This is a genomic window from Flavobacterium amniphilum (assembly GCF_023634845.1).
In the GTDB taxonomy this organism is placed as follows: domain Bacteria; phylum Bacteroidota; class Bacteroidia; order Flavobacteriales; family Flavobacteriaceae; genus Flavobacterium; species Flavobacterium amniphilum.
Map to the genome: position 1 here is coordinate 293,970 of NZ_JAMLJL010000002.1, position 22,017 is coordinate 315,986.

General features: G+C 34.9%; 20 protein-coding genes. 5 read left to right on the forward strand and 15 right to left on the reverse strand.

Annotated elements, in window-relative coordinates; translation table 11 throughout:
• Window positions 1-43: 43 nt before the first annotated feature.
• Genes NAT51_RS03240 through NAT51_RS03260 form a run of 5 tightly spaced genes read right to left on the reverse strand, consistent with a single transcriptional unit; the run spans window position 44 to window position 4,869 of the window.
• Window positions 44-835 (reverse strand): (Fe-S)-binding protein, encoded by a 792-nt coding sequence (locus tag NAT51_RS03240; protein ID WP_250595114.1) that lies wholly within the window; start codon window positions 833-835, stop codon window positions 44-46.
• A gap of 24 nt (window positions 836-859) precedes the next feature.
• Window positions 860-1,309: an LNS2 domain-containing protein gene (locus NAT51_RS03245; protein ID WP_250595116.1), complete on the reverse strand. Its 450-nt coding sequence runs from the start codon at window positions 1,307-1,309 to the stop codon at window positions 860-862.
• Window positions 1,309-2,649 carry a (Fe-S)-binding protein gene (locus tag NAT51_RS03250; protein ID WP_250595118.1) on the reverse strand — a complete coding sequence of 447 codons (1,341 nt, stop codon included), beginning with the start codon at window positions 2,647-2,649 and terminating at the stop codon, window positions 1,309-1,311. Before NAT51_RS03250 ends, NAT51_RS03245 begins: the two co-directional genes overlap by 1 nt.
• A 27-nt stretch (window positions 2,650-2,676) precedes the next feature.
• Window positions 2,677-3,630, reverse strand: coding sequence for an MlaD family protein (locus tag NAT51_RS03255; RefSeq protein ID WP_250595132.1), 954 nt, complete (start codon window positions 3,628-3,630; stop codon window positions 2,677-2,679).
• Window positions 3,631-3,672: 42 nt separating this feature from the next.
• Window positions 3,673-4,869, reverse strand: coding sequence for an N-acetylmuramoyl-L-alanine amidase family protein (locus NAT51_RS03260; protein ID WP_449536213.1), 1,197 nt, complete (start codon window positions 4,867-4,869; stop codon window positions 3,673-3,675).
• A 69-nt stretch (window positions 4,870-4,938) separates the two neighbouring features.
• On the opposite strand from NAT51_RS03260, the gene NAT51_RS03265 reads away from it, so the two are divergent.
• Together NAT51_RS03265 and NAT51_RS03270 are read left to right on the forward strand one after the other, a co-directional pair.
• The gene (locus tag NAT51_RS03265) at window positions 4,939-7,653 is read left to right on the forward strand and encodes a putative LPS assembly protein LptD (protein ID WP_250595136.1); all 2,715 of its coding nucleotides are present in this window, start codon (window positions 4,939-4,941) and stop codon (window positions 7,651-7,653) included.
• Between the two features lie 37 nt (window positions 7,654-7,690).
• Window positions 7,691-8,074, forward strand: a complete 384-nt coding sequence (locus NAT51_RS03270) for a RidA family protein (RefSeq protein WP_250595138.1) — start codon at window positions 7,691-7,693, stop codon at window positions 8,072-8,074.
• A 76-nt stretch (window positions 8,075-8,150) separates the two neighbouring features.
• Here the strand turns inward: NAT51_RS03270 and NAT51_RS03275 are convergent, their stop codons facing one another.
• Complete coding sequence (locus tag NAT51_RS03275) at window positions 8,151-9,899, reverse strand: thiol-activated cytolysin family protein (protein WP_250595140.1); 1,749 nt, start codon at window positions 9,897-9,899, stop codon at window positions 8,151-8,153.
• A gap of 183 nt (window positions 9,900-10,082) precedes the next feature.
• Entirely contained in the window at window positions 10,083-11,972 is a 1,890-nt protein-coding gene (gene dnaK / locus NAT51_RS03280; RefSeq protein ID WP_250595142.1) for a molecular chaperone DnaK, read from the reverse strand.
• Window positions 11,973-12,173: 201 nt separating this feature from the next.
• Between dnaK and NAT51_RS03285 the strand changes: the two genes are divergently transcribed.
• Window positions 12,174-12,782, forward strand: a complete 609-nt coding sequence (locus NAT51_RS03285; RefSeq protein ID WP_250595144.1) for a hypothetical protein — start codon at window positions 12,174-12,176, stop codon at window positions 12,780-12,782.
• 57 nt (window positions 12,783-12,839) lie between these two features.
• Here NAT51_RS03285 and NAT51_RS03290 read toward each other — a convergent pair whose 3' ends face one another.
• From NAT51_RS03290 to NAT51_RS03305, 4 genes are all read right to left on the reverse strand, one after another.
• Entirely contained in the window at window positions 12,840-13,748 is a 909-nt protein-coding gene (locus NAT51_RS03290; protein WP_250595146.1) for a neutral zinc metallopeptidase, read from the reverse strand.
• A gap of 194 nt (window positions 13,749-13,942) precedes the next feature.
• Window positions 13,943-14,845 carry an EamA family transporter gene (locus NAT51_RS03295; RefSeq protein WP_250595154.1) on the reverse strand — a complete coding sequence of 301 codons (903 nt, stop codon included), beginning with the start codon at window positions 14,843-14,845 and terminating at the stop codon, window positions 13,943-13,945.
• 1 nt (window position 14,846) lies between these two features.
• Window positions 14,847-16,100: a TPR end-of-group domain-containing protein gene (locus NAT51_RS03300; protein WP_250595156.1), complete on the reverse strand. Its 1,254-nt coding sequence runs from the start codon at window positions 16,098-16,100 to the stop codon at window positions 14,847-14,849.
• Between the two features lie 77 nt (window positions 16,101-16,177).
• The gene (locus NAT51_RS03305) at window positions 16,178-17,971 is read right to left on the reverse strand and encodes an MFS transporter (protein WP_250595158.1); all 1,794 of its coding nucleotides are present in this window, start codon (window positions 17,969-17,971) and stop codon (window positions 16,178-16,180) included.
• Between the two features lie 125 nt (window positions 17,972-18,096).
• Between NAT51_RS03305 and NAT51_RS03310 the strand changes: the two genes are divergently transcribed.
• Window positions 18,097-19,044, forward strand: a complete 948-nt coding sequence (locus NAT51_RS03310; RefSeq protein WP_250595166.1) for a hypothetical protein — start codon at window positions 18,097-18,099, stop codon at window positions 19,042-19,044.
• Here NAT51_RS03310 and NAT51_RS03315 read toward each other — a convergent pair.
• A complete protein-coding gene (locus NAT51_RS03315; RefSeq protein ID WP_250595168.1) occupies window positions 19,039-19,593 on the reverse strand; it encodes a Smr/MutS family protein in 555 nt (184 codons plus the stop codon). The two genes, NAT51_RS03310 and NAT51_RS03315, sit on opposite strands and share 6 nt — an antisense overlap.
• Window positions 19,593-19,769: a hypothetical protein gene (locus tag NAT51_RS03320; protein ID WP_250595169.1), complete on the reverse strand. Its 177-nt coding sequence runs from the start codon at window positions 19,767-19,769 to the stop codon at window positions 19,593-19,595. Before NAT51_RS03320 ends, NAT51_RS03315 begins: the two co-directional genes overlap by 1 nt.
• A gap of 87 nt (window positions 19,770-19,856) precedes the next feature.
• Between NAT51_RS03320 and NAT51_RS03325 the strand changes: the two genes are divergently transcribed.
• Window positions 19,857-20,135 carry a DUF2752 domain-containing protein gene (locus NAT51_RS03325; RefSeq protein ID WP_250595171.1) on the forward strand — a complete coding sequence of 93 codons (279 nt, stop codon included), beginning with the start codon at window positions 19,857-19,859 and terminating at the stop codon, window positions 20,133-20,135.
• Window positions 20,136-20,186: 51 nt separating this feature from the next.
• On the opposite strand, the gene rocD is transcribed toward NAT51_RS03325, so the two are convergent.
• Together rocD and NAT51_RS03335 are read right to left on the reverse strand one after the other, a co-directional pair.
• A complete protein-coding gene (rocD, locus tag NAT51_RS03330) occupies window positions 20,187-21,431 on the reverse strand; it encodes an ornithine--oxo-acid transaminase (protein WP_250595173.1) in 1,245 nt (414 codons plus the stop codon).
• Between the two features lie 99 nt (window positions 21,432-21,530).
• Window positions 21,531-21,989 carry a DUF1003 domain-containing protein gene (locus NAT51_RS03335; RefSeq protein WP_317245478.1) on the reverse strand — a complete coding sequence of 153 codons (459 nt, stop codon included), beginning with the start codon at window positions 21,987-21,989 and terminating at the stop codon, window positions 21,531-21,533.
• Window positions 21,990-22,017 lie beyond the last annotated feature (28 nt).

Below are 22,017 nucleotides of genomic sequence, written 5' to 3' on the forward strand. Positions count from 1 at the left end.
AACCGGAATAAATTCCGGTTTTAAACTATTGTAATTCAAATTTTTACAAATCCTGTGCATTTGCGATCAGTTCAGCAACATCCAAAACCTTCACATCGTGTTCACGAAGTTTAGCTTTGGTACCGTCTGTTAACATTGTATTACAGAAAGGACATCCGGCAGCAATAATTTGTGCGTTAGTCTCTAATGCATCCTCGGTACGTTCCACATTGATATCTTTATCTCCTTCTTCCGGCTCTTTAAACATTTGGGCACCTCCGGCACCACAACATAAACCGTTTGCTTTTGAACGCTTCATTTCTACCAGCTCAGCATCTAATTTTTGAATTAAATCACGTGGTGCTTCATATACTTTATTAGCACGTCCTAAATAACAAGGATCATGGAATGTAATTTTCTTACCTTTAAACTGTCCTCCTTCAATGGTTAATCTTCCGGCATCCAGTAATTCCTTCAAATATTCTGTATGGTGTAATACTTCGTATTTCCCTCCCAGTTCCGGATACTCGTTCTTCAATGTATTAAAACAATGCGGGCAAGCCGTAACTATTTTCTTAGCTTCATATGCATTTAAAACTTCAATATTCATAAAAGCTTGCATTTGAAACAAAAATTCATTTCCTGCACGTTTTGCCGGATCACCGGTACATCCTTCTTCAGTTCCCAAAACAGCAAACTCAACATTGGCACGGTTTAAAATACGTACAAATGCTTTGGTTATCTTTTTGGCCCTGTCATCAAAACTTCCTGCACAACCAACCCAAAATAACACTTCCGGCTGTTTTCCCTGAGCTAACATTTCGGCCATTGTAGGCACAACTAAATTTTCTGACATACAAATATGTTTATTGTGGTTGGTTTAAATTATATCTTTTTCGTCATCAAAGACTTCGATAGTTACTTGTTTTTCAATCAAATCAGTGAATTTTCCTCTGTAACGGGTTGCTTTCACCAAATGATTATCAATCCAATGGTAATTTCCACCACGTGGTTTACCCATAATCATTCCGTGGTATTTGAAACCATGTTCTTTTAACCATGTTTCTGTATAATCACGGTGCGCTTCTGTTCTTGAAGTGAAGAAAAAGATAATATGTCCTTCGTCATACCATTTATTCAATGTTGCCAAAGCATCAGGATAAACTGCTGCAGTCAGCATTCTTTCCGGTTCTTCATTTGGAATATCATCACAGATAGTTCCGTCAATATCAATCAAATAATTCTTTATACCTTCCGGTAATATTGGACTAATTGCATGGCCATCCTCAGATGCAGCAACTAATTTTTTATCTAAATCCTGTGTGTTCATTATTGTTCGTCTTTCCAATTTAATCTGTCCATTTGGCTATACTGCCATGGCGCACTGTTATTTTCAATATTTGTCATCATTGCATTCAAAGACATTGGCGCAGCACTTTGCTCCATAACCAGGTAACGTCTCATATCCATAATGATCGATAACGGACTGATATTAACAGGGCATTCTTCCACACAAGCGTTACAAGAGGTACATGCCCAAAGTTCTTCCTGTGTAATATAATCGTTCAATAATGATTTTCCATCTGATACAAATACACCATTATTTTTATCCATGTTGTCCCCTACTTCGACCATACGGTCACGGGTATCCATCATGATTTTACGTGGTGATAATTTCTTTCCGGTTTGATTAGCCGGACAGGACGATGTACAACGTCCACATTCGGTACAAGTGTATGCATTCAATAATTGTACCCAGTTCAAATCCTGTACATCCGAAGCTCCGAATTTACTTGGAGCAGCATCTGCATCAGCCGGAGCAGCAGCAAAAGGATCTGCATTCGGATCCAACATTAATTTTACTTCATTCGTAACACTTTCCAGGTTATCAAATTTTCCAAGCGGATTTAAATCGGCAAAATAAGTATTTGGGAACGCCAAAATAATATGTAAGTGTTTCGAATAGTACAAATAATTAAGGAAAGCCATTACCATCATAAAGTGTCCCCACCATCCTATTCTTTCCAAAATCTGAAGGGTTCCTTCACTTAATGAACCAAATAAAGCCGGTCCTAAATGTTGGGAAACAGCAAAACTGAACGATCCCTGACCTTCAAAATGTGATTTACCCATTCCGTAAAGCACTTCATCGGTACCATTCATGGTAAAAATACAGCAAACCAAAATGATCTCCATGATTAGAATCAAGTTGGCATCTTTCATTGGCCATCCTAATAATTCCGACTTATTCAAACGAGGTAATTTCAATAAATTTCTTCGGGACAAAAAGGCAACTGTAGCAATTAAAGCCAGCAAAGACAATACTTCAATAAAACTGATTAAAAAAGTATAAAATCCTCCCAGAGCCGGTTTAAAAAAACGGTGTGTCCCAAATATTCCGTCAACCAAAATTTCCAGTAATTCAATTTGAGTAATCACAAACGCTGCATATAATGCAAAGTGAAGAACTGCCGGAACCGGGCGTGTAAACATCTTCTTTTGCCCAAGAGCCACTAAAGCCATGTTTTTCCATCTTTCCGAAGGATTATCAGAGCGGTTAACCGCTTTTCCCAATTTAATGTTTCGGATAATCTTTTTTACATTTTTAGCAAAAAATCCACCTCCTACGGATAGAATGACTAAAAATACGATACTGCTTAGATAACTCATGGTTGTTTATTGGTTTTGTATAATCTGTTATTTATTTGGCTGCTCTTCAGGAGCTTTGTATGGTTTTTCTTTTTTTCCGAAAAAGGAAACATTCACATATCGTGTTGGATGCAAACGGACATCCTGTAGTAATAATTCCAATTCTTTTGATGTTTTCGACAAATTATTATACAATCCGTCATCTTTCATCAATTTACCCATTGTTCCTTTACCTGATTGCATATCAGCCAACATCTTGTTAACGTTACCTAAAGTTGTTTCAAGATTATTAACCGTTTCAGATAATTTGGCTTTTTCAAGATCAGAGGTAATTTTAGCCATACTTCCCGATGCTTTTTCGGCATTCGACAATGTATTGCTAATCTTTTGATTATTGGCAGCCATCAAAGCATTTACCTGTGTAGCAGCTTTATTCATTTCTGCCAGCGTTTTACTCAATTGGGCAACACTTGTTTTGATATTATTCTTGGTTTGTTCATCTAAAACACTGTTCAAATTAACCATTAACTTATCGGCATCAGTAACCAATCCGTCGATTTTTTGTTGGGTTGGTGCTAATTTATTTCCCAAAGTTGCCGTCAAACCTTGTTTGATGTCAGCTTGAAGTCTGTCTCCCGAAACTGCCAAAGTCTTATCTTCAAAATTAGGCACGATTGCAATTTGTTTTCCTCCAATAAATCCAGGCTCATATATTTGTGCTACACTGGATTTAGAAATTGGAAAATCTTCCTCGTTAATCTGCATTTCAACAATCAGTTTCCCATTAGGATTTAAAGTTATCGAATTTACCTTTCCTATAATTTTACCGCTGATAGTCACAGGAGCTGCAGGTGCAAGTCCTTCCACATTATCATATTCAACAAATAGTTTTTTATGATTATTAAACAGATTGCTTCCTTTTAAGAAGCTGTATCCCCATATAAATAATAATAAAGACGCAATTACTAATATTGCGGTTTTAATTTCTCTCGTTAATTTCAAAATCGTCTTGTTTTTAGCAAAATTAATAATTTATAGCCAGAATTACTTATTCTTTACGGCTTCGTTCAACGAAATTTTAATTCCTCCTTTAAAAGGTACAATGAATGCCGAGTCATATCCTTTGGCTTTAGCTTCAGCCAAAAGTTTTTTAGAAACCTCATAATCATTGGTTTCTCCGTATAGGTATTTATAAAAATCACCTTCCAGCACCATTGAAATTTTATCCAATCCGTTGAAATTTTCAGACTTCAGTTCAATAAGACTTTTACTGGCTTTTATCTGAATTTTGAATACCGGTTTGTTTTTATCCAAAGCTGCCGATTTGTTTTCTACTGCTTTTATAGCATCCCTTGTAGTCTGGTTAACCGAAAGTGTTTCTTTTACCGGTTTGTTTTCGGTTACTTTTTTAATCGTATCCTTTTTAATTGGTTTTTCCGATTTCTGGATATCCAAAACAGGCACACTACCTCCGAAATGATCTGCCTTCAATCTGAAAATTGCATCCGCAATTGATTTTGCCACGTTCAGCTGACCTTCTTCTGAATTCAGGTATGCTCCTTCTTCTTTATTGGAAATGAAACCCATTTCAATCAAAACCCTTGGCATAAAAGCTTTATGCAATACCATAAAAGGAGCTTGTTTTACACCACGTACTTTTCTGTTTAATTTAATATCAAAATTATCCTGTACTTTATGTGCAAAATCAATACTTTGATCCATATACTCTTCCTGAGCCACTGTTGCGCTGATAATGGATTCCGGCGAATTAGGATTATATCCGGCATATTTTTGCTTATAGTTTTCCTCCAATGTAATTACGGCATTCTCTTTTTTAGCCACCTCCAAACTCGAAGCACTTTTCGAAAGTCCCATTACATAGGTTTCCGTACCATAAGCTTCCTGATTTTTATTGGCATTACAGTGAATCGACACAAATAAATTAGCATCGGCCCTGTTTGCAATATTGGCTCTTTCCACTAAGTCCACAAAAACATCGGACTTACGTGTGTAATTCACCTGTATTGAAGGATCCTGTTCCAATATCTTACCTACTTTAAGTACCACCCCCAAAGCAATATTTTTTTCTACATATCCATGATATACAGCTCCAAAATCATGATCTCCGTGCCCCGCATCAAGTGTTACCTTAAATTTAGTTGTTTGTGCAAAAGCCGATGAAACTAAAATCAACGATACTAACGATAGCGCCTTTTTAACTTTTGTCATTTTCATATTCATATCTTTTATATAGACCTAAAGGTTATAATTTTATTAAATGCTTAATTATTTTTAAAAATAGATGTAAGTTTGTCACTTCAAAAATTAAGCCATATTTTTACAAAAATAGCATTTATAGCTTTGCGTACAAACTTATTTCATATCGTTTTATTACCAATTTTATTAACTCTTTGCAGTTTAAAATCCCATTCGCAGGAATTGCCGAAAACAACTTCTTCGTTACCTATTGAAAAACAAAAAGATAGCCTGAATATCGGAATCAAAAACATCGCAAAAAGCCAAGATACCATCAAGAAAGATTCTGTAAGAAAAAAGAAACCTTTACTGGACGGAAAAATTAGATATAAAGCAAAGAAGTACGCTAAAATAAATCAAAAAAAGAAAGAGATCACGCTATTTGATGAAGCAGAAGTCTACTATAAAGACATTGAATTAAAATCCGGAATTATTGTCATTAACTACGAAAAGAATGAAGTTTATGCCGGAAAAATAAACGATTCGACCGGTGCACCCATCCAATATCCTTATTTTAAACAAGGACAAAATGTCGTTGAACCTGATTCTATCCGTTTTAATTTCAAAACCAAAAAGGCCTTAATCTGGAATTCAAGAACCGACCAGGGAGAGTTTAAAGTGAAAGGTGAAATTACAAAAAGAGAGAACGATTCAGTGTACTTCATCAAAAATGCCCGTTTTACTACTTCTAAAAATCTGGATGATCCTGAGTATTATTTTATATCCAACAAAATAAAATTTGTTCCGAAGAAAAAAGTGGTTGCTGGCGTAACCTTTTTAACTATTGCAGATGTTCCAACCCCAATTGGTGTTCCATTTGCGTTTTTCCCGATGACCGAAGAAAGTACTTCCGGAATCATAATTCCAACCTTCGGGCAAACCAATCAACAAGGCTATTTTTTACAAAACGGTGGTTATTATTTTGCGATCAGTAAAAAACTGGATTTAGCCTTATTGGGAGATTATTACACCAACGGTAGTTATGCTTTCAGAGCTGAAAGTAACTACGCTAAAAGATACCGTTACAGAGGAAATTTCAATTTTAGATTTGAAAACCAGATAACCGGGGAAAGAGGTTTACCTGGATATGTAAAAACAAATCTTTACAACCTTCAGTGGAGTCACTCTCCCGATGCAAAAGCAACACCTAATTCGAGGTTTTCTGCATCTGTCAATTTAGGTAGCCAGAAGTATTACCAAACTTCATTCAACCAAGTCAATAATGCGAATTTCCTGAATAACACATTAAGTTCTTCCGTTTCATATTCGAAAACTTTTAATGTGATACCACAGGTTAATGTATCATTGACAGCAACACATTCACAAAATACTAATACAGGTGTCATTAATATGACATTGCCAACATTTCAGGCGAATGTTGACCGTGTCTTTCCTTTTGCCGGTAAATCGCAATCAAAAAAGGGAATCATCAAAAACTTCAACTTCAACTATAGCGTGAGAGGTGAAAACAGAATTACAACTGTCGATTCATTGTTTTTCAAATCAGAAATGTTCAGAGATGCCAAAAACGGTTTACAGCACACTATTCCTTTAAGTACAAATTTTAAAGTTTTTAAATACATCAATGTATCTGCCAGTTCAAGTTACCTGGAAACCTGGTATACCAAAACAATTGAAAAAAAATTCAACACTACCGAAAACGAAGTTGAAGACATTGAAAAAAAGGGATTTGCAGCTTTTAGAACCTACAACTTCTCAACAAGTTTAGGTACAACAATTTACGGAACATTTAAATTTAATGAAAAAAGAAAATTACAAGCTATAAGACACACAATCAGTCCGAACATATCCTACAGTTATACACCTTCCTTTGACCGTTACTATGACAATTATATTGTTGACGCAGCAGGAAACATCAAACGCTATAATAAATTTGAAAACGGAATTTTCGGCGGACCGTCTAATAGTATGAGTAATGTAATTGGTATCTCGGTTAACAATACTTTTGAGGCTAAAGTAAGAGATAAAGATTCAACCAAAGTTGAACCTAAAAAAATATACTTACTCAAAAATTTAAATTTTGATGTGAATTATGATATAAATGCCGCTAAAAACAAATGGTCAGACCTTAATGTAAAAAGCGGAATCGATTTATTTGAAAATAAAATGAATATGAATTTTGGCGCTTCGTTTAATCCGTATGCCATCAATTCGAATGGTGACCTGACAGATATTTTCAATATTGACAACAATGGTAGTTTGTTTCGTATGACGAGAGCCTATTTCAATATGAATTACTCGCTGACCAACAGAAACCAGAAAGTAAAAGACAACAACTTTAACAACCAAGGCTTAAGGAATGGCGGACGTGCCGATAATTTATTTGGAACCACAACCGATTTCAGTGACCGCAGGGACAGTCAATTCGATGATGAAGAAAAAGAAGATAAATTTGATGGCTTTTACAATGCCAAATTGCCATGGGATTTACGTTTAGCCTATTCCCTGACTTATTCCAACGGTAAACGTGAAAATAAAATTACCCAGAGCTCATTAATGTTTTCCGGTGATATTGATATTACTCCGAAATGGAAAGCAGGCGTTTCATCGGGTTATGATTTTGTTCAAAAAGGAGTTACTTACACACAATTGCGATTTGAAAGAGATTTATTGAGCTGGCGTATGGATTTTAACTGGAATCCTTTCGGCGAAAGAGCTTCATGGTATTTCTTCATCGGAATCAGTTCTTCTGTATTAAGTGATATCAAATGGGATAAACGTAGCTTACCGGACAGAAGACTTAATTAATATACAAAACACAACTTAAAATTAAAATTCAATACTAATGAGCAAAAAAATAATCTTCACAGAAAAAGCACCAGCACCAATTGGCCCATATAATCAAGCTGTTTTAGCCAATAATACACTTTATATATCAGGACAAGTTGCTTTTGTACCCGGAACCGATAAATTGATATTAGATTCTATTGAAGAAGAAACAGAACAAGTAATGCAGAATTTAAAAGCCGTTTTAGAAGCTGCTGATATGACTTTTGAAAATGTAGTAAAATCGACAATCTTCATTATGAATATGGGTGATTTTGCAAGAATCAATGCTGTTTACGGAAAATATTTTGATGAATCAACTGCTCCGGCACGCGAAACAGTTCAGGTAGCTACATTGCCAAAAAATGTAAACATTGAAATTTCAATGATTGCAATTAAATAGTTTAAAAAAAACATCCTAAATAACCATTTTCGATTATTTAGGATGTTTAAAATTAAGAATTACTCAAAACAAGCAATTAGTATATTGGTTCGATTTCAAATCTGAACTCTACTCTACTGGCATCATGTCTACATACTAGGCTTATCTCTTCATTACCTGACAATTCACTCACCTTTTTAGACCAAAAGTTTTCTGCAAAAAGATCATCTGCACTGGTGCTGTCATACTCTCTGACATCCACGCGGATTGCAATTTTTGCATCAGGGTCATCTGCAGGAATATCAAAATCAACAGACCTATTTACATTCCATGATTCGCTTTGACTCAATTCAAGTGGGTTGTCTTCATTACCTACTGTAAACGTCCACGGTGCAGGGGTAATTTTCTGAATACTGTCCGGAAGTGCATCCCAATTTGCCAATCCCTTATTTTTCTTATCCACATCCAAAATTGATTTTCCATTTCCAAAAGCTCTTATCCTTGCCACAGCTTTAATTTCAGATGCATTTCCTGAATCATCATTCACTGCATTTCTGACGTTTTTCCAAATAACTCTATATCGTGTAGCTCTTGGTGAACATTCTCTTGAAGTATAGTTTGTTATAACTCTTGTCCCAACAATCGCCTGATCTAATGTCGCAAGTGTGTATCCAATTTTAACTTCATCATTTTTATCACTCAAGAGATCATCAACCCTTTTTTGGAATGTTTTAAATGAACTGGCATTTAATAGCGGAGCAACTTTTTCTGTCTTTCCACCGGCACATGCAATACTTACACTGGCTCTTTTCATTATTTCTTTTTGGTTCTCGTTCAAGTCTAATTCACCATTAACAAATCCGAATTTAGCATACATATTAACATCAATTCCGTGCTCTTCAAAAGAATAATCTGATTCGTATATTATATACAAAATACGGCCATAAGATACGCTGTCAACATACACCCAGTTTGGATCAACATCTTTGTCATCAATAGCCTGAGAGTTATTTGATTCGCTTTTCAGATGAAAAAAGTGATTAGGCTCATTCACATCGCTATCCACATGGATAGTGTAATAAATCTGATACACTTCGACTACATACTTATTGGATTTTTCATTGCTCTTATAAGTAAAATCATGACTTCCGCCAAAACCCAAATAATTACCGCTTCCGGATGTACGTACAAAAAGCTCTTGTTCGGAATTCATTTTGAATTTTGCGCCATTAGTTATTCCGCCTGCATGCACTCCTGAAGAACGAAGTTTATGAACAGCTTCTTCTATGTTGCTGGACGAAGGAGAATTAACCATTACCTTTGTCAAATTTGTCCCTTCGCTGGAAATAGTGAGTGCTTTTCTCGCAAAAGGAACTGTGTTGTACTGACCGTTAGCGATATTTTTAATATCATAAACACCTCCCACAAATATTTTATGGAACTGCGGGTTTAACAAAAGTCCATTAAAGTTTACATCTGCAGCTTTTACTTCCTTAACACTGCAAGTCCAGTTTCCTTGATTATCATCTTTTGAGGTTACTGATTGCGATGTTGGCAATTTTTCCAAATCTGCCCTTCTGCCAAAATCCAAATCAACTTTTCCGGATTTCAAATTATGTGTAGCACTATAAATTGAACTTTTTTTACCGATTTTAAAATTGAATTTTGCCGGTTTATGGGTCAGTCTTCTAATTCCAAGCCTGGTCATTATCCCAGGTTTCAGTTCAAATGAATTTTTCGGGTCGGTTTCACTTCCGGATTCATTTTTTTTAAGCTTTAGTTTAGGCTTATCCGTCTCTTTTATTGTTGCTGGTTTCTTAGCTACAACTTTTAATAATTTTCCCATAATCTTCTTTTTTTAGTTAATAATTAATTTGATTATGTTCAAAATTATTCCATATAACTAAATGATTATCAAGGGATTTAATGGTATTTCAATAAGTATTTTCCCTATTAAAAAAAAAGATTTAAGCGGCAATAAAAAAGGGTTGCCTAATTAAGACAACCCTTATATAAAAATAGTAAACTATTATTTTACTTCTTCAAACTCTACATCCTGAACGTTATCACCTTCATTTTGAGCTTGTGGCTCACCCTGAGGTTGTCCTTGAGCATCAGCTTGTGCTTTATACATTTCTTCAGAAGCATTTTTCCAAGCTTCATTGATTTTATCCAAAGCCGGTGTAATTGCAGAAATTTCTTTCGTTTCGTAAGCTGCTTTCAATTCGTTCAAAGCTGCTTCGATTGCTGATTTATTACCTTCTGATAATTTATCACCAAACTCATTCAATTGCTTTTCAGTTTGGAAAATCATTCCGTCAGCTTCATTTAATTTGTCTGCTTTCTCTTTAGCGATTTTATCCGCTTCAGCATTCAATTCAGCTTCTTTTTTCATTTTTTCGATTTCTTCCGGAGTCAATCCTGAAGAAGCTTCGATACGGATATCATGTGATTTACCGGTTCCTTTATCTACAGCAGTTACATGGATCAATCCGTTAGCATCGATATCAAAAATAACTTCGATTTGAGGAACTCCTCTTGGTGCTGGCGGAATTCCGTCTAAGTGGAAACGACCGATTGTTTTATTGTCACCTGCCATTGGACGCTCACCTTGTAATACGTGAATTTCCACTGATGGCTGGTTATCTACTGCTGTAGAGAAAACCTGTGATTTTTTTGTTGGGATAGTCGTGTTAGACTCGATTAATTTAGTCATTACACTTCCCATAGTTTCAATACCTAATGAAAGTGGTGTAACATCTAATAACAATACGTCTTTCACATCTCCTGTTAAAACTCCTCCTTGAATTGCAGCTCCAATTGCCACTACTTCATCAGGATTAACTCCTTTTGATGGTTTTTTACCAAAGAATTTTTCAACTTGCTCCTGGATTACAGGAATACGTGTAGAACCTCCAACAAGGATTACTTCATCAATTTCAGAAGTTGACAAACCTGCATCTTTTAATGCTTTTGCAACCGGTTCCATTGAACGTTTTACTAATGTATCTGCTAATTGCTCAAATTTAGCACGTGTTAACGTTTGTACCAAGTGTTTTGGTCCTGAAGCTGTAGCTGTAACGTATGGTAAATTGATTTCTGTTTGTGCAGAAGCCGATAACTCAATTTTAGCTTTTTCAGCAGCTTCTTTCAAACGTTGTAATGCCATTGGATCCTGGCGTAAATCAACACCTTCGGCAGCTTTAAAATCATCAGCTAACCAATCAATGATTACTTGGTCAAAATCGTCACCACCTAAGTGAGTATCACCGTTTGTTGACAATACTTCGAATACACCGTCACCTAATTCCAAGATTGAGATATCGAAAGTACCACCTCCTAAATCGTAAACTGCAATTTTCTTGTCATGTGCCGCTTTATCTAATCCGTAAGCCAATGCAGCTGCAGTAGGCTCGTTGATGATACGCATAACTTTTAAACCTGCAATTTCACCAGCTTCTTTAGTAGCCTGACGTTGCGCATCGTTAAAATATGCAGGAACAGTAATAACTGCTTCCGTTACGGCATGCCCAAGATAATCCTCAGCCGTTTTCTTCATTTTTTGAAGTGTCATTGCTGATAATTCCTGCGGCGTGTACAATCTTCCGTCGATATCAACACGTGGTGTATCGTTGTCACCTTTAACAACTTTGTAAGCCACTGTTGAAGCTTCTTTTGCGCTTTCTGTGTATTTGTTACCCATAAAACGTTTGATAGAAGCAATAGTTTTAGTAGGGTTAGTTACTGCCTGACGTTTAGCCGGGTCACCTACTTTAATTTCACCACCTTCAACAAATGCGATAACGGATGGTGTGGTTCTTTTTCCTTCTGCATTAGCGATTACTACAGGCTCTCCACCTTCCATAACCGAAACACAAGAGTTGGTCGTACCTAAATCGATTCCAATAATTTTGCTCATAATATAATTCTCCTTTATTTTAATTCTGTTTGATTGCTCCTCTATGAGTGAGCAGTGTTCTTCACACGGATTGCAAAAAAGCAAGGATTGTGCCAACTCTAAATTTTATCAAAATTGTCAGTTTATGACAAAAACAATATGACAAAATGACAACCTTCTGTTTTATCAATTAAATTTAACTTTGTAAAAACCAAAATTGTCATGAAAAAGATTTTACTCTTATTTATTTTCTTTTGCTTTTTATCTGTACACAGCCAACAAAATGAACTGGCAATTCAAAAATTATTATCCGAAGAAATAAAAGGTCTTATCGGGGATGAACACGGTGTTCATTATATGTACAGAAATAAAATGGTTCCAGAAGAAAAAGTAAAACAAGAACTAGAGCATATCAAAAGTATTAGCCTTTTGGATTTAAAAAAATATAAAGTTGATACCATACAAAAAGGTAACCATATTGTAAAAATCATTAAAGCTATAGGTAAAAACACTAATGTAGAAAAGTTAATCGAAATAAAATCAGTTTATACCACTTTCAATAATAAATCGCAATTTTATAATTTTAACTATTACATTGTTTCAAAAAGTAAACCAAGCCACATTAGTCTTTCATTTAATGAAAATGGTATCTATTCTTATACAGTAAACGGAAAAGAAATTTCAACATCCAGAGAAATGATAATTGTCTATGACGATAATATATCAGAAATAGATACATCCGAAAAGAAAATGATTTACAGCGAAGCAAACAAAACTCATGATGTGTTTTTATCTGAAATCGAAGCCCTGACCCAACAATACTTTCGGTGATAAATAAAAAAAGCTGCCTAAAAAGACAGCCTTTAAATTCAAAGAAAAAATTACAATTTACTGTAAGTTGAAGTATTCCTCATCTGACATTTGACCAGATTGGATTCTTCTCAATTCATCCATGTGTAACATGATATATTCGTGTGTTTCTTCAGAAATATCAGCTGGTTTAGACAATCTGTAAGTTCCGTTCAATACACCTGTATAGTAGTAGAAGAAATTGTAATCAAACTGCGTTGCTGATAATTTAGCATTTGCAGGATCAGCCAATAAGAATCCTAAACGAACAGCTGAACGACGCTGAGGAGGTGTTCCGTGGTGACCTGAACTTGTAGTTTGGTAATCCCCGATAGCATACGCAAACTCATAACCAGTTGCAATAGAAGCGAAAGTAGATTTTCCGTATCCTCTTCTTAAATAGTAACCTGCCATACCGTCTGCTTCAAGTTCATTAGGTCTTGCAGTACTTTCAGTTCTTGAAGGCAATCCGTAAGCATACTGTAACTGGTGTCCGTACTCATGTGCAAGGATCATAACGTTAATAAGGTTTGAAGCATCTTTTGATTTAGCATCTCTAAAAATACCTTCACCATAATAAATTTTTCCGGTACTGTACGAAATAGCATTGTAAGTCGAGCTCCAGTTAGTCCCGTTTTGAACGAAACGGAAAGTTGGTGCTGCAACTGAGCTTCCTCTCCAGAATGTTTTAATAGCTGTGTTCTGGTTAGTCATCAAAGTCACATCAGAAGATGTACCTGCTCCTGCAGAAAGCGTTGTAGACAAAACTGCAGAAGATGGCCAATACGCATCAACATAGCTACATTCGTTTTCAATTCCTTTTGGTTGGTCAATAATTGTTGGTGTTAAAGATTGCTCATCCTGAGCTGCGTCATCTTTAGTACACGCAAAAAAAGTGGTTAGTGCAGCTGCACTGAAAAACAATAAAGTTTTTTGGTTGGTTTTCATAATTATTTGGTTTTTAATTCATTGGAAGCAAATATATAAACTCAAGCCAATAAATTTTAACAAAATTTAACTTACCAAAGCCAAAAAATCACAAAAGTGTATTTTGTCGATAATTTCAAACATTTCATCGATTAAAATTTTCAACAAAAAACATTTTTTAACAAAAAAATAATGAAAAAATAAAATTATAACATCTATTTTAAAATATTCTCATTTTTCCTCTTAAACAATACACTTTCATTGAAAACCACAATTGAAAGTAATATAAGAGAGTATGCAATCATTTGAGAAGTATTGATTTCTTCCTTGAAATAATAAATTGCCAAGATGAAATTTATTAACGGATTCGTATACATTAAAATTCCTACTGTTGAAGAATTCATCCCTTTTAAGGCATATAAATTAAGGAAGAGTGGAATTATAGTGAATAAAATAACAATCAAGGTCATGAGAATATAAAACAATGAAGCTGTTGGCGTAACTCCTTTGTATGTTGGAAAAAACGGCAATAAAACAGAAGAAGCGATAACCATTTGAACAGTAAGAACAACAAAACGGTCAAACTGATTATTCTTACGCTGACTGATAAGGTACAATGCAAAAGTTGAAGCAATAATAAGACTGTAAGCCAGATCTTCTATATGGCCATACGACAAAATACCGCAACTCACGATACACAATAGTACCGAAAACCATTGCCACTTACTTAAGGTTTCCTTTAGTATAAAAAATGCCAGAATAGTTGTTATGATAGGACAAATTAAATATGCAAATGAAGCCGATTGCAGGCTGACATGATTCACCGCGTACATAAACAGAAACCAATTGAATGTCAACAAGAATCCTCCTAAAACGGTTAAAACAAGTGTTTTTCGTTTTTCTTTTGCTTCAAAAGATTTAAAAACCTGAAAGTCTTTTTTTAATTTATCTCTTCTGAAAAACAAATTGATGATCAACAATAATGTTGTAGCATAAAAAACCCTGTAAAACAAAATATCCAGTGAAGGATAATCATGAAGTGGTTTTAGGGCAAGACTAAAAAAACCCCAGATAAAAAAAGCAGTTAAGGCTGAGAAAAAATATTTATTAAGTTGCATTTTAAGGTAATTGATTTGAATATAAAGCAGGAAATTCTATTATCGTTTCATTAAGGTCGCCGTTTTTATCATAGGCAGTCCAAGGCGCATTCGAGAAAAAATACAGTTTGCTTCCTGAAATGGTTCCCAAGGCTGGTTCGTTAAATTCGGGGCGGTTATGATCAAGAATTACCGAATCTGAAATTTCGTTTTTATCATTTAACGAATATTTCATAATCCGGATTGGTTTCACACCATTATGAATGGCTATCAATGATTTTTTATAACATAATAATCCATCAATGCCTTTAACAGTACTATTTTCTGGAAATTTAAGCCAATGACGCTGTTGCGGATTTTTTACATTAATCTTCAAAATTCCTTTTAAATAATCGGCAATAAATAATTCTGATCCGTCATCATTAAAGGTCAGTCCCTGCAAATTATAAGCTTCCTTCTTTAAATCAATCCAGATATTCAATTTATCATTTGCTATTTTAAAAATAACTGCTTCACCACTGTCTGAAACATAAACGTTCCCTTTATTATCAACAACTAAATCGCCTAAAACATGATTCCCATCCAATGGGAACCTCTTAAGTAATTTTCGTGTTTTAATATCGATTTTAAGAATTTCGGATTTTCCTTCCAAAGACTTTGCAAATCCTTTCATTTCTGGCATTACTGATGAAGTAACCCAAAGTATTTTTTCTTTTTCATCAGCCTTTAATGCCATAACTGAATACAACCCTGAATCAGTAAACCAATCGGAACACTTGCCGGAGGATTTTTCAAAACTGACAATTTTTCTGTTTCTGACACTTGCCACCAGCCATAGTTTTGTTTTTTGAAGATATAACAAACCTTCCGGATGCAAATCTTTTTCAGACAAGACTGTTTCCTTAACCGAAGTCATTACCGGATTTCCTAAAGTTGATTTCAAATCGATTAATGATTGGTATTGGTCTGTATTTTTGATATTAGTCAAATCGTTTTCCGCTTCAAAAGACACCGTATTGTTCATCAACAGGCATTTTTTCAAGCCCAAAACAGCCTCGTCTGTTTTACCGTTAAGTGCAAATGCACAGGCAAGATTATAGGAATAGGTTGGATGTGAAGGACGGAGACTGTCCAATTGCCTTGAATACTGCAAAAAATCTGCATAATTTTTATCCTGATAAGCCAAAACACTTTTGTTGTATAATTCTTTGAGCGATTGCGAAAATCCGGTCAGACCGAAAAGAAAAAACACCGGAAGAAAATAAAATTGCTTCATTTGGATGAAAATAAAAATCGGAATAAAAGTACTCAATTCCTTTACTCCGATTTATATAATTAATATTTCTTTAAGATTTAATGTGCCGTATCAACTTCAATTTCATCTACATCTATATTTTGCTTTTTCAGGATATTTTTGGCTAAAATTGCAAACAAAATTAAATACGCAAAACAAAATACATCCACAATATACGATTGGTGAATACCAATAATATCAGACAATTTACCCTGAATTGGCGGTATAATTCCTCCTCCCAAAATCATCATAATCAAAAATGCCGAACCTTGTGATGTATATTTTCCCAATCCAAGAATCGACAAATTAAAAATTGCAGGCCACATGATACTACAAGCTAATCCTCCGGCTAAAAACGCATAGATAGCTACGGTTCCTGATGCCATCAACCCAATTATCATAGCACCTAATCCAAATAATCCGAAAATCATCAATGTTCTTGCCGGTTTATCTTTACTGATAAAAGTAGCGACAATTTGTAAAGTAACACATACAACATACCAATACAATGGCTTCATATCTTTCCCCGAAATAATATTAACACCCAAAACAACCAAAAATGCGACTATTGGAACAATAATCAATGCCAGCGTTTTTTTTGTTCCTTTTAAATTAAAAACACTGATAGCACCAGCCCAACGTCCAATCATCAAACTTCCCCAATACATTGATACATAAGGCGCAATATCTGAAGACTGTAAACTTCCGAATTCTTTCAATTTCAATAATTCCCCCAAGTTACTTCCAATAGCAACCTCTACTCCTACATATGTAAAAATAGCCAGCATACCCAATACTAATTGCGGATATTGCATGGCTCCCCAACCTTCTGAATTCTTTTTTGCTGAAGAATACGAAAATAAAATTCCTCCAATCACAACTAACAATGCAACACTTAACCAGATAGCTCTTTTTTTATCCAGTTCTTTTTTTACTTCAACATCATTATTAAGACTCTCCTGAATTGACTTGATTTTATTATCATACTCTTTTAACGTTGTTTCTAATGCTTCTTTAGTTACTTCTGTATGAGGTAAACTGGTTAAAAGTTCTTCTCTTTGCTTTTCTATAAGTTCGATTTCATGATTCTTTAATGGCTTATAACTATTAAAAATTGGTGTGAAACAAGCTGCCAGCAAAATAGTCATTACAACCAAAGTCCTTAATGCTTTATTTGCTTTCTCCATTGGTTCATCAGAAATTCCAGATGGTACTTTTTTTGAAAAATAAAACATTGCAGCAGAACCAATGAACAATAGCCCAACACATACGTAAAGGAATATTACCTTTCCTAATTCCAAATGTTTAATTTGATTATCAGATACCGAAGCTGTAGTTCCAAATAATGCTAAAGCAACTATAATTGGCCCAATTGTGGTTCCGAATGAATTGATTCCCCCTCCAAGATTTACACGACTGGCTCCTGTCTTTGGGTCTCCAAGTAAAATTGCAAAAGGGTTTGCTGCAGTTTGCTGTAAAGAAAAACCTAAGGCAACAATAAATAATCCGAGAAGCATTCCTGCATATACATTAGCTTCCACAGCAATAATCATTGCACCTGCACCCAAAGCAGAAAATAAAAGTCCGGACACAATACTTTTTTTATAGCCCCAACTTCCAACTATATCCTTCCCTGATCCATTACCAAAAGCAAAAAGTAAAAGTGCCCCAATATAATATGCCGTATAGAATGCAAAATCAATTAACTGGGACTGAAACTGATCCAATGAAAAATAATGTTTACAAAAAGGAATGAAAATACTGTTTCCTGCAGCAATAAATCCCCAAAAAAAGAAGACTGTGATTAGTGTATAAAGCGCAGGAAAATTAGTTTTTTGCGTTTCGGAAGTCATATAAGTTGGTATTTAGTTTTTGATTAGTAGCCAAATATAAGTAATTTGTTTAAATTCTCTTAAAATCACAACCAAAGCTTTCATTAGAATTTAAAAGTAGTATTTTTGTTAAAAAATAGATTCTGATGAAATACGTTTGGGCTTTATTCGTAAGTGTTTTATTGCTAAGTGGTTGTGATGACGGAGATATAATTGTTGAAAATTTTAACTTCGGAAGTCAATCTGTACAGAAATGTTCCGACTCCAATACGCTTTATAAAACAAATGATAAAGAGGCTCTGATTTTTGTGACACCTGAAGAAAAATTTTCCAATGAAACACAAACCCAAACTTATGTTGTTGATACCGAAACAAGTATCACTTACCGTAAATATTCAGAAGATGTAATTACTTCAAGTATTTGTGGGACTCCAACACAAACCATAACTGAAGAATGGAGCTGTCTTGCTGGCGGTACTGTTGAAATAAAGTCAACTCCAATTTACGATACAAATGACCCAACTAAAATAATTGCATACAATCATGCCATTACTTTCAAAAACGTGGTCTTCCAGGCTCCTGACAAGCAAGTAGTTTTTGAAAATTATGTTTTCGGGAATTACAGAACGGATGTAATTGATCTGGCTTTTGATTTCAATCCAACCGGAACAGTTAAAAGTTGTACAACTAAAAATCTGATTTTCAAATATAATTCGACAAAAGCTTTGTTGCTTGATGTAGATAAAACCCAATTATTCGTAAATACTGTAACTGCTCCGGGAAGTCCAAGAACTGCTTTAATTAACGGTACAAACTTCAAAGTGGTTTACAGAGTATACAGTGGCAATTTAAATGACGACTTCTTCTGTTCATCCATAACACCGTCAAATCCAACATTGACAGAGGAATGGACAGCAAATGAAGGGGAAAATAATGTATCGGGAATAATCCGTGTAGTTACAGAAGATGTTGGAGGCAACACTTTTAAACACACTATATCTTTATATAAGACAACATTCAAGAAAGGCGTAAAGTATTACAGTCCCAATCCTGATGGTGACTATGTGTTTGGTGTATACTACACTACATCATAAATTTTTCTTCTGGATAAAATAAACTTCGGTGGCACCTAAACCGTATTTCTGGTAATTAGCATCCTGAAACGTCAGGTTATCATATCTTCCCAGAAGGAAATCAAGTTCAGCTTTTAAAATACCTTCTCCCACACCGTGGATAAAAACGACTTTGGGAATCCGGTTTTTCATGGCAAATTCAAGTTGGCGTCTGGCTGTATCCATTTGCAGTGTCAAAATATCATAGTTACTCATTCCTCTTTTATTAGGCACAAGCTTTTCAATATGCAAATCAATTTCAAGTACAAACTCGTCTTTTTTTGATTTCTTTTCTTTTACAAAACTTCTTGGTTTTGGAATCTCTTTTTCCTTCTTTACGGAAGAAAAATTAGTCGTGGCAATATTATTCATCAATTCCCCTGAAGCTGCAATTAAAATCAATTCCCCCTGATGGAAAGTCAATTCAAATCCTTCATCGGTTTCAATGGTTACATCCTTTTCTTTAACCTTAACAACAATTCCGTTGATGTTATCATCCAGAACCGAAACTTTATCTCCTTTTATAAACATTATTCTTTCTCATCTTGGTTTTTACTCGGCACTTTTCTGCTCAAACGCATCATTCCATAGAACAACAATATAAATCCCATGATTTGAACCCAGGTATTGGGAACAGCCAGGCTTTGCTGCCAGATTAAAACTCCAATAACAAGCGCAACCAATATAATAATGACAACTTTTCTCATGATCAATAATTTCCCCAAAAATACAATTTAACCGCAAAGGTTTTTTATTTCACCTTATATTTTGTAAAATTGACCAAAATTTGAAAAATGAATATTGAAGAATACATGATTCCATGCATCAGCAAAGCATTATTTGGTGTCGATTGCTTAGGTTGTGGTTTACAACGTTCTTTATTTCTTCTTCTGCAGGGTAAGTTTTCCGAAGCTTTCCACATGTATCCTCCTATTTATACCGTTTTAATTTTTTTTACGGTATTGGGATTACGCTTTTTTGACAAATCAAGAAACTACAACAGACTTGCCGTAGTCTTACTCTTTCTGAATCTTGTAATAATGGTAATTTCTTATATCTATAAACATTATTAAAAAAACCCGGCATTAACCGGGTTTTTAATTTTTATCTTTTCAAGATTCAATTTACTTTTCAAATGATTTTAAAGTTGAAATGATAATGGAAATACAATCATTCAACTGCTCATCATTCATCACTAATGGCGGTGCAAAACGGATGATATTACCATGCGTGGGTTTTGCCAGCAAACCATTTTCAGCTAATTTCATACAAATATTCCAAGCTGTGTCACTTTCTTCCGTATCATTAATAACAATAGCATTCAACAATCCTTTACCACGAACCAAAGTCGCAATGGATGAAGTTTCAATATACTTCCCTATTTCACTTCTGAAGATCTTTCCTAAACGTTCTGCATTTTCTGCCAAATTCTCATCAGTAACTACATTTAAAGCTGCAATTGCCACAGCTGCCGCAACAGGATTACCTCCAAAAGTAGAACCATGCTGGCCCGGTTTGATTACATTCATAACCGGATCGTTTGCCAAAACTGCCGAAACCGGATAAGCACCACCTGACAATGCTTTTCCTAAAATTAAAATATCCGGTTGTACATTTTCGTGTTGTACTGCCAATAATTTTCCCGTACGGGCAATTCCTGTCTGAACTTCGTCGGCTATAAAAAGTACGTTATGTTTTTCACACAATGCTTTTGCTTTTGCCAAATAGCCTTCAGATGGAACATAAACTCCCGCTTCACCTTGAATTGGCTCCACAAGGAAACCGGCAATATTAGGAGATGACGTAATTACTTTTTCAAGAGCTTCTAAATCATCATAAGCTATTTTGATGAATCCTGCTGTGTATGGACCGAAGTTTTTACGTGCGTTTTCATCATTGGAGAACGAAATAATTGTAGTTGTTCTTCCGTGGAAATTATTTTCACAAACAATGATTTGTGCTTCGTTTTCATTAATTCCTTTTTTCTCGTACGCCCATTTTCTACATAGTTTCAAAGCTGTTTCAACTGCTTCGGCACCGGTATTCATCGGTAATACTTTATCAAAACCAAAATAATTGGTTACAAATTGTTCGTATACTCCTAATTTGTCATTGTAAAAAGCTCTGGAAGTCAGTGTTAATGTTTGAGCCTGTTCCATCATTGCTCCTACAATTTTAGGATGACAATGTCCTTGGTTTACTGCCGAATAAGCCGACAGGAAATCGTAATATTTTTTTCCTTCTACATCCCACACGTAAACACCTTCCCCTTTGTTTAATACCACCGGCAACGGATGGTAATTGTGTGCTCCGTGTTTGTCTTCTAATGCAATGGCTTCTGCTGAACTTAATTTTTCTAAAACTGCCATGATAATAATTTGTTATTGATTGGTAAAATCGCAATTCCTTCTTTATGGAGAGAAATCATCCGCTTATGCCACAAATTTATAAATTAAACTTCAACAAAATCATTTATTGAGTTTTGATTTAATTTCCTCTAAAAGTTTTATCTGGGATTCCTGAAGTTTTATGAGCTCTTGATGCTGATGCTCTAAAATATGATCGAGTTTTTCCTGCAATAGTCTGATTTCCTGTTCTGCTTTCAGATTCACATAAAAATCTTTCTTGGCTCTATCCCGGTCTTTTTCTTCCTGACGGTTCTGACTCATCATTATTATCGGTGCCTGAAGGGCTGCAATACATGACAATATAAGATTCAGTAAAATAAAAGGATACGGATCAAATCCTTTATTGTCCAAAAAATAAATATTGGTAAAAATCCATAAACCCAGAAATACCATAAAGGAAATAATGAATGTCCAACTGCCACCGAAACTTGCAACTTTATCAGCTACACGTTCTCCGAAAGTTCTCTTACTTGCATTATCATCAACCTCAACCAACTTTTCAAGTTCTTTATCAGTCATATTACAGATATTTAACATTCCTCCAGTC

Bases quoted from the DNA above. Each gene is read 5' to 3' on its own strand.
- rocD (WP_250595173.1), bottom strand. From the start codon at position 21,431: ATGGCAGTTTTAGAAAAATTAAGTTCAGCAGAAGCCATTGCATTAGAA.
- NAT51_RS03290 (WP_250595146.1), bottom strand. From the start codon at position 13,748: ATGAAAACCAACCAAAAAACTTTATTGTTTTTCAGTGCAGCTGCACTA.
- dnaK (WP_250595142.1), bottom strand. From the start codon at position 11,972: ATGAGCAAAATTATTGGAATCGATTTAGGTACGACCAACTCTTGTGTT.
- NAT51_RS03305 (WP_250595158.1), bottom strand. From the start codon at position 17,971: ATGACTTCCGAAACGCAAAAAACTAATTTTCCTGCGCTTTATACACTA.
- NAT51_RS03325 (WP_250595171.1), top strand. From the start codon at position 19,857: ATGAATATTGAAGAATACATGATTCCATGCATCAGCAAAGCATTATTT.
- NAT51_RS03275 (WP_250595140.1), bottom strand. From the start codon at position 9,899: ATGGGAAAATTATTAAAAGTTGTAGCTAAGAAACCAGCAACAATAAAA.
- NAT51_RS03335 (WP_317245478.1), bottom strand. From the start codon at position 21,989: ATGACTGATAAAGAACTTGAAAAGTTGGTTGAGGTTGATGATAATGCA.
- NAT51_RS03300 (WP_250595156.1), bottom strand. From the start codon at position 16,100: ATGAAGCAATTTTATTTTCTTCCGGTGTTTTTTCTTTTCGGTCTGACC.
- NAT51_RS03270 (WP_250595138.1), top strand. From the start codon at position 7,691: ATGAGCAAAAAAATAATCTTCACAGAAAAAGCACCAGCACCAATTGGC.
- NAT51_RS03315 (WP_250595168.1), bottom strand. From the start codon at position 19,593: ATGTTTATAAAAGGAGATAAAGTTTCGGTTCTGGATGATAACATCAAC.
- NAT51_RS03245 (WP_250595116.1), bottom strand. From the start codon at position 1,309: ATGAACACACAGGATTTAGATAAAAAATTAGTTGCTGCATCTGAGGAT.
- NAT51_RS03260 (WP_449536213.1), bottom strand. From the start codon at position 4,869: ATGAATATGAAAATGACAAAAGTTAAAAAGGCGCTATCGTTAGTATCG.
- NAT51_RS03295 (WP_250595154.1), bottom strand. From the start codon at position 14,845: ATGCAACTTAATAAATATTTTTTCTCAGCCTTAACTGCTTTTTTTATC.
- NAT51_RS03320 (WP_250595169.1), bottom strand. From the start codon at position 19,769: ATGAGAAAAGTTGTCATTATTATATTGGTTGCGCTTGTTATTGGAGTT.
- NAT51_RS03250 (WP_250595118.1), bottom strand. From the start codon at position 2,649: ATGAGTTATCTAAGCAGTATCGTATTTTTAGTCATTCTATCCGTAGGA.
- NAT51_RS03285 (WP_250595144.1), top strand. From the start codon at position 12,174: ATGAAAAAGATTTTACTCTTATTTATTTTCTTTTGCTTTTTATCTGTA.
- NAT51_RS03240 (WP_250595114.1), bottom strand. From the start codon at position 835: ATGTCAGAAAATTTAGTTGTGCCTACAATGGCCGAAATGTTAGCTCAG.
- NAT51_RS03310 (WP_250595166.1), top strand. From the start codon at position 18,097: ATGAAATACGTTTGGGCTTTATTCGTAAGTGTTTTATTGCTAAGTGGT.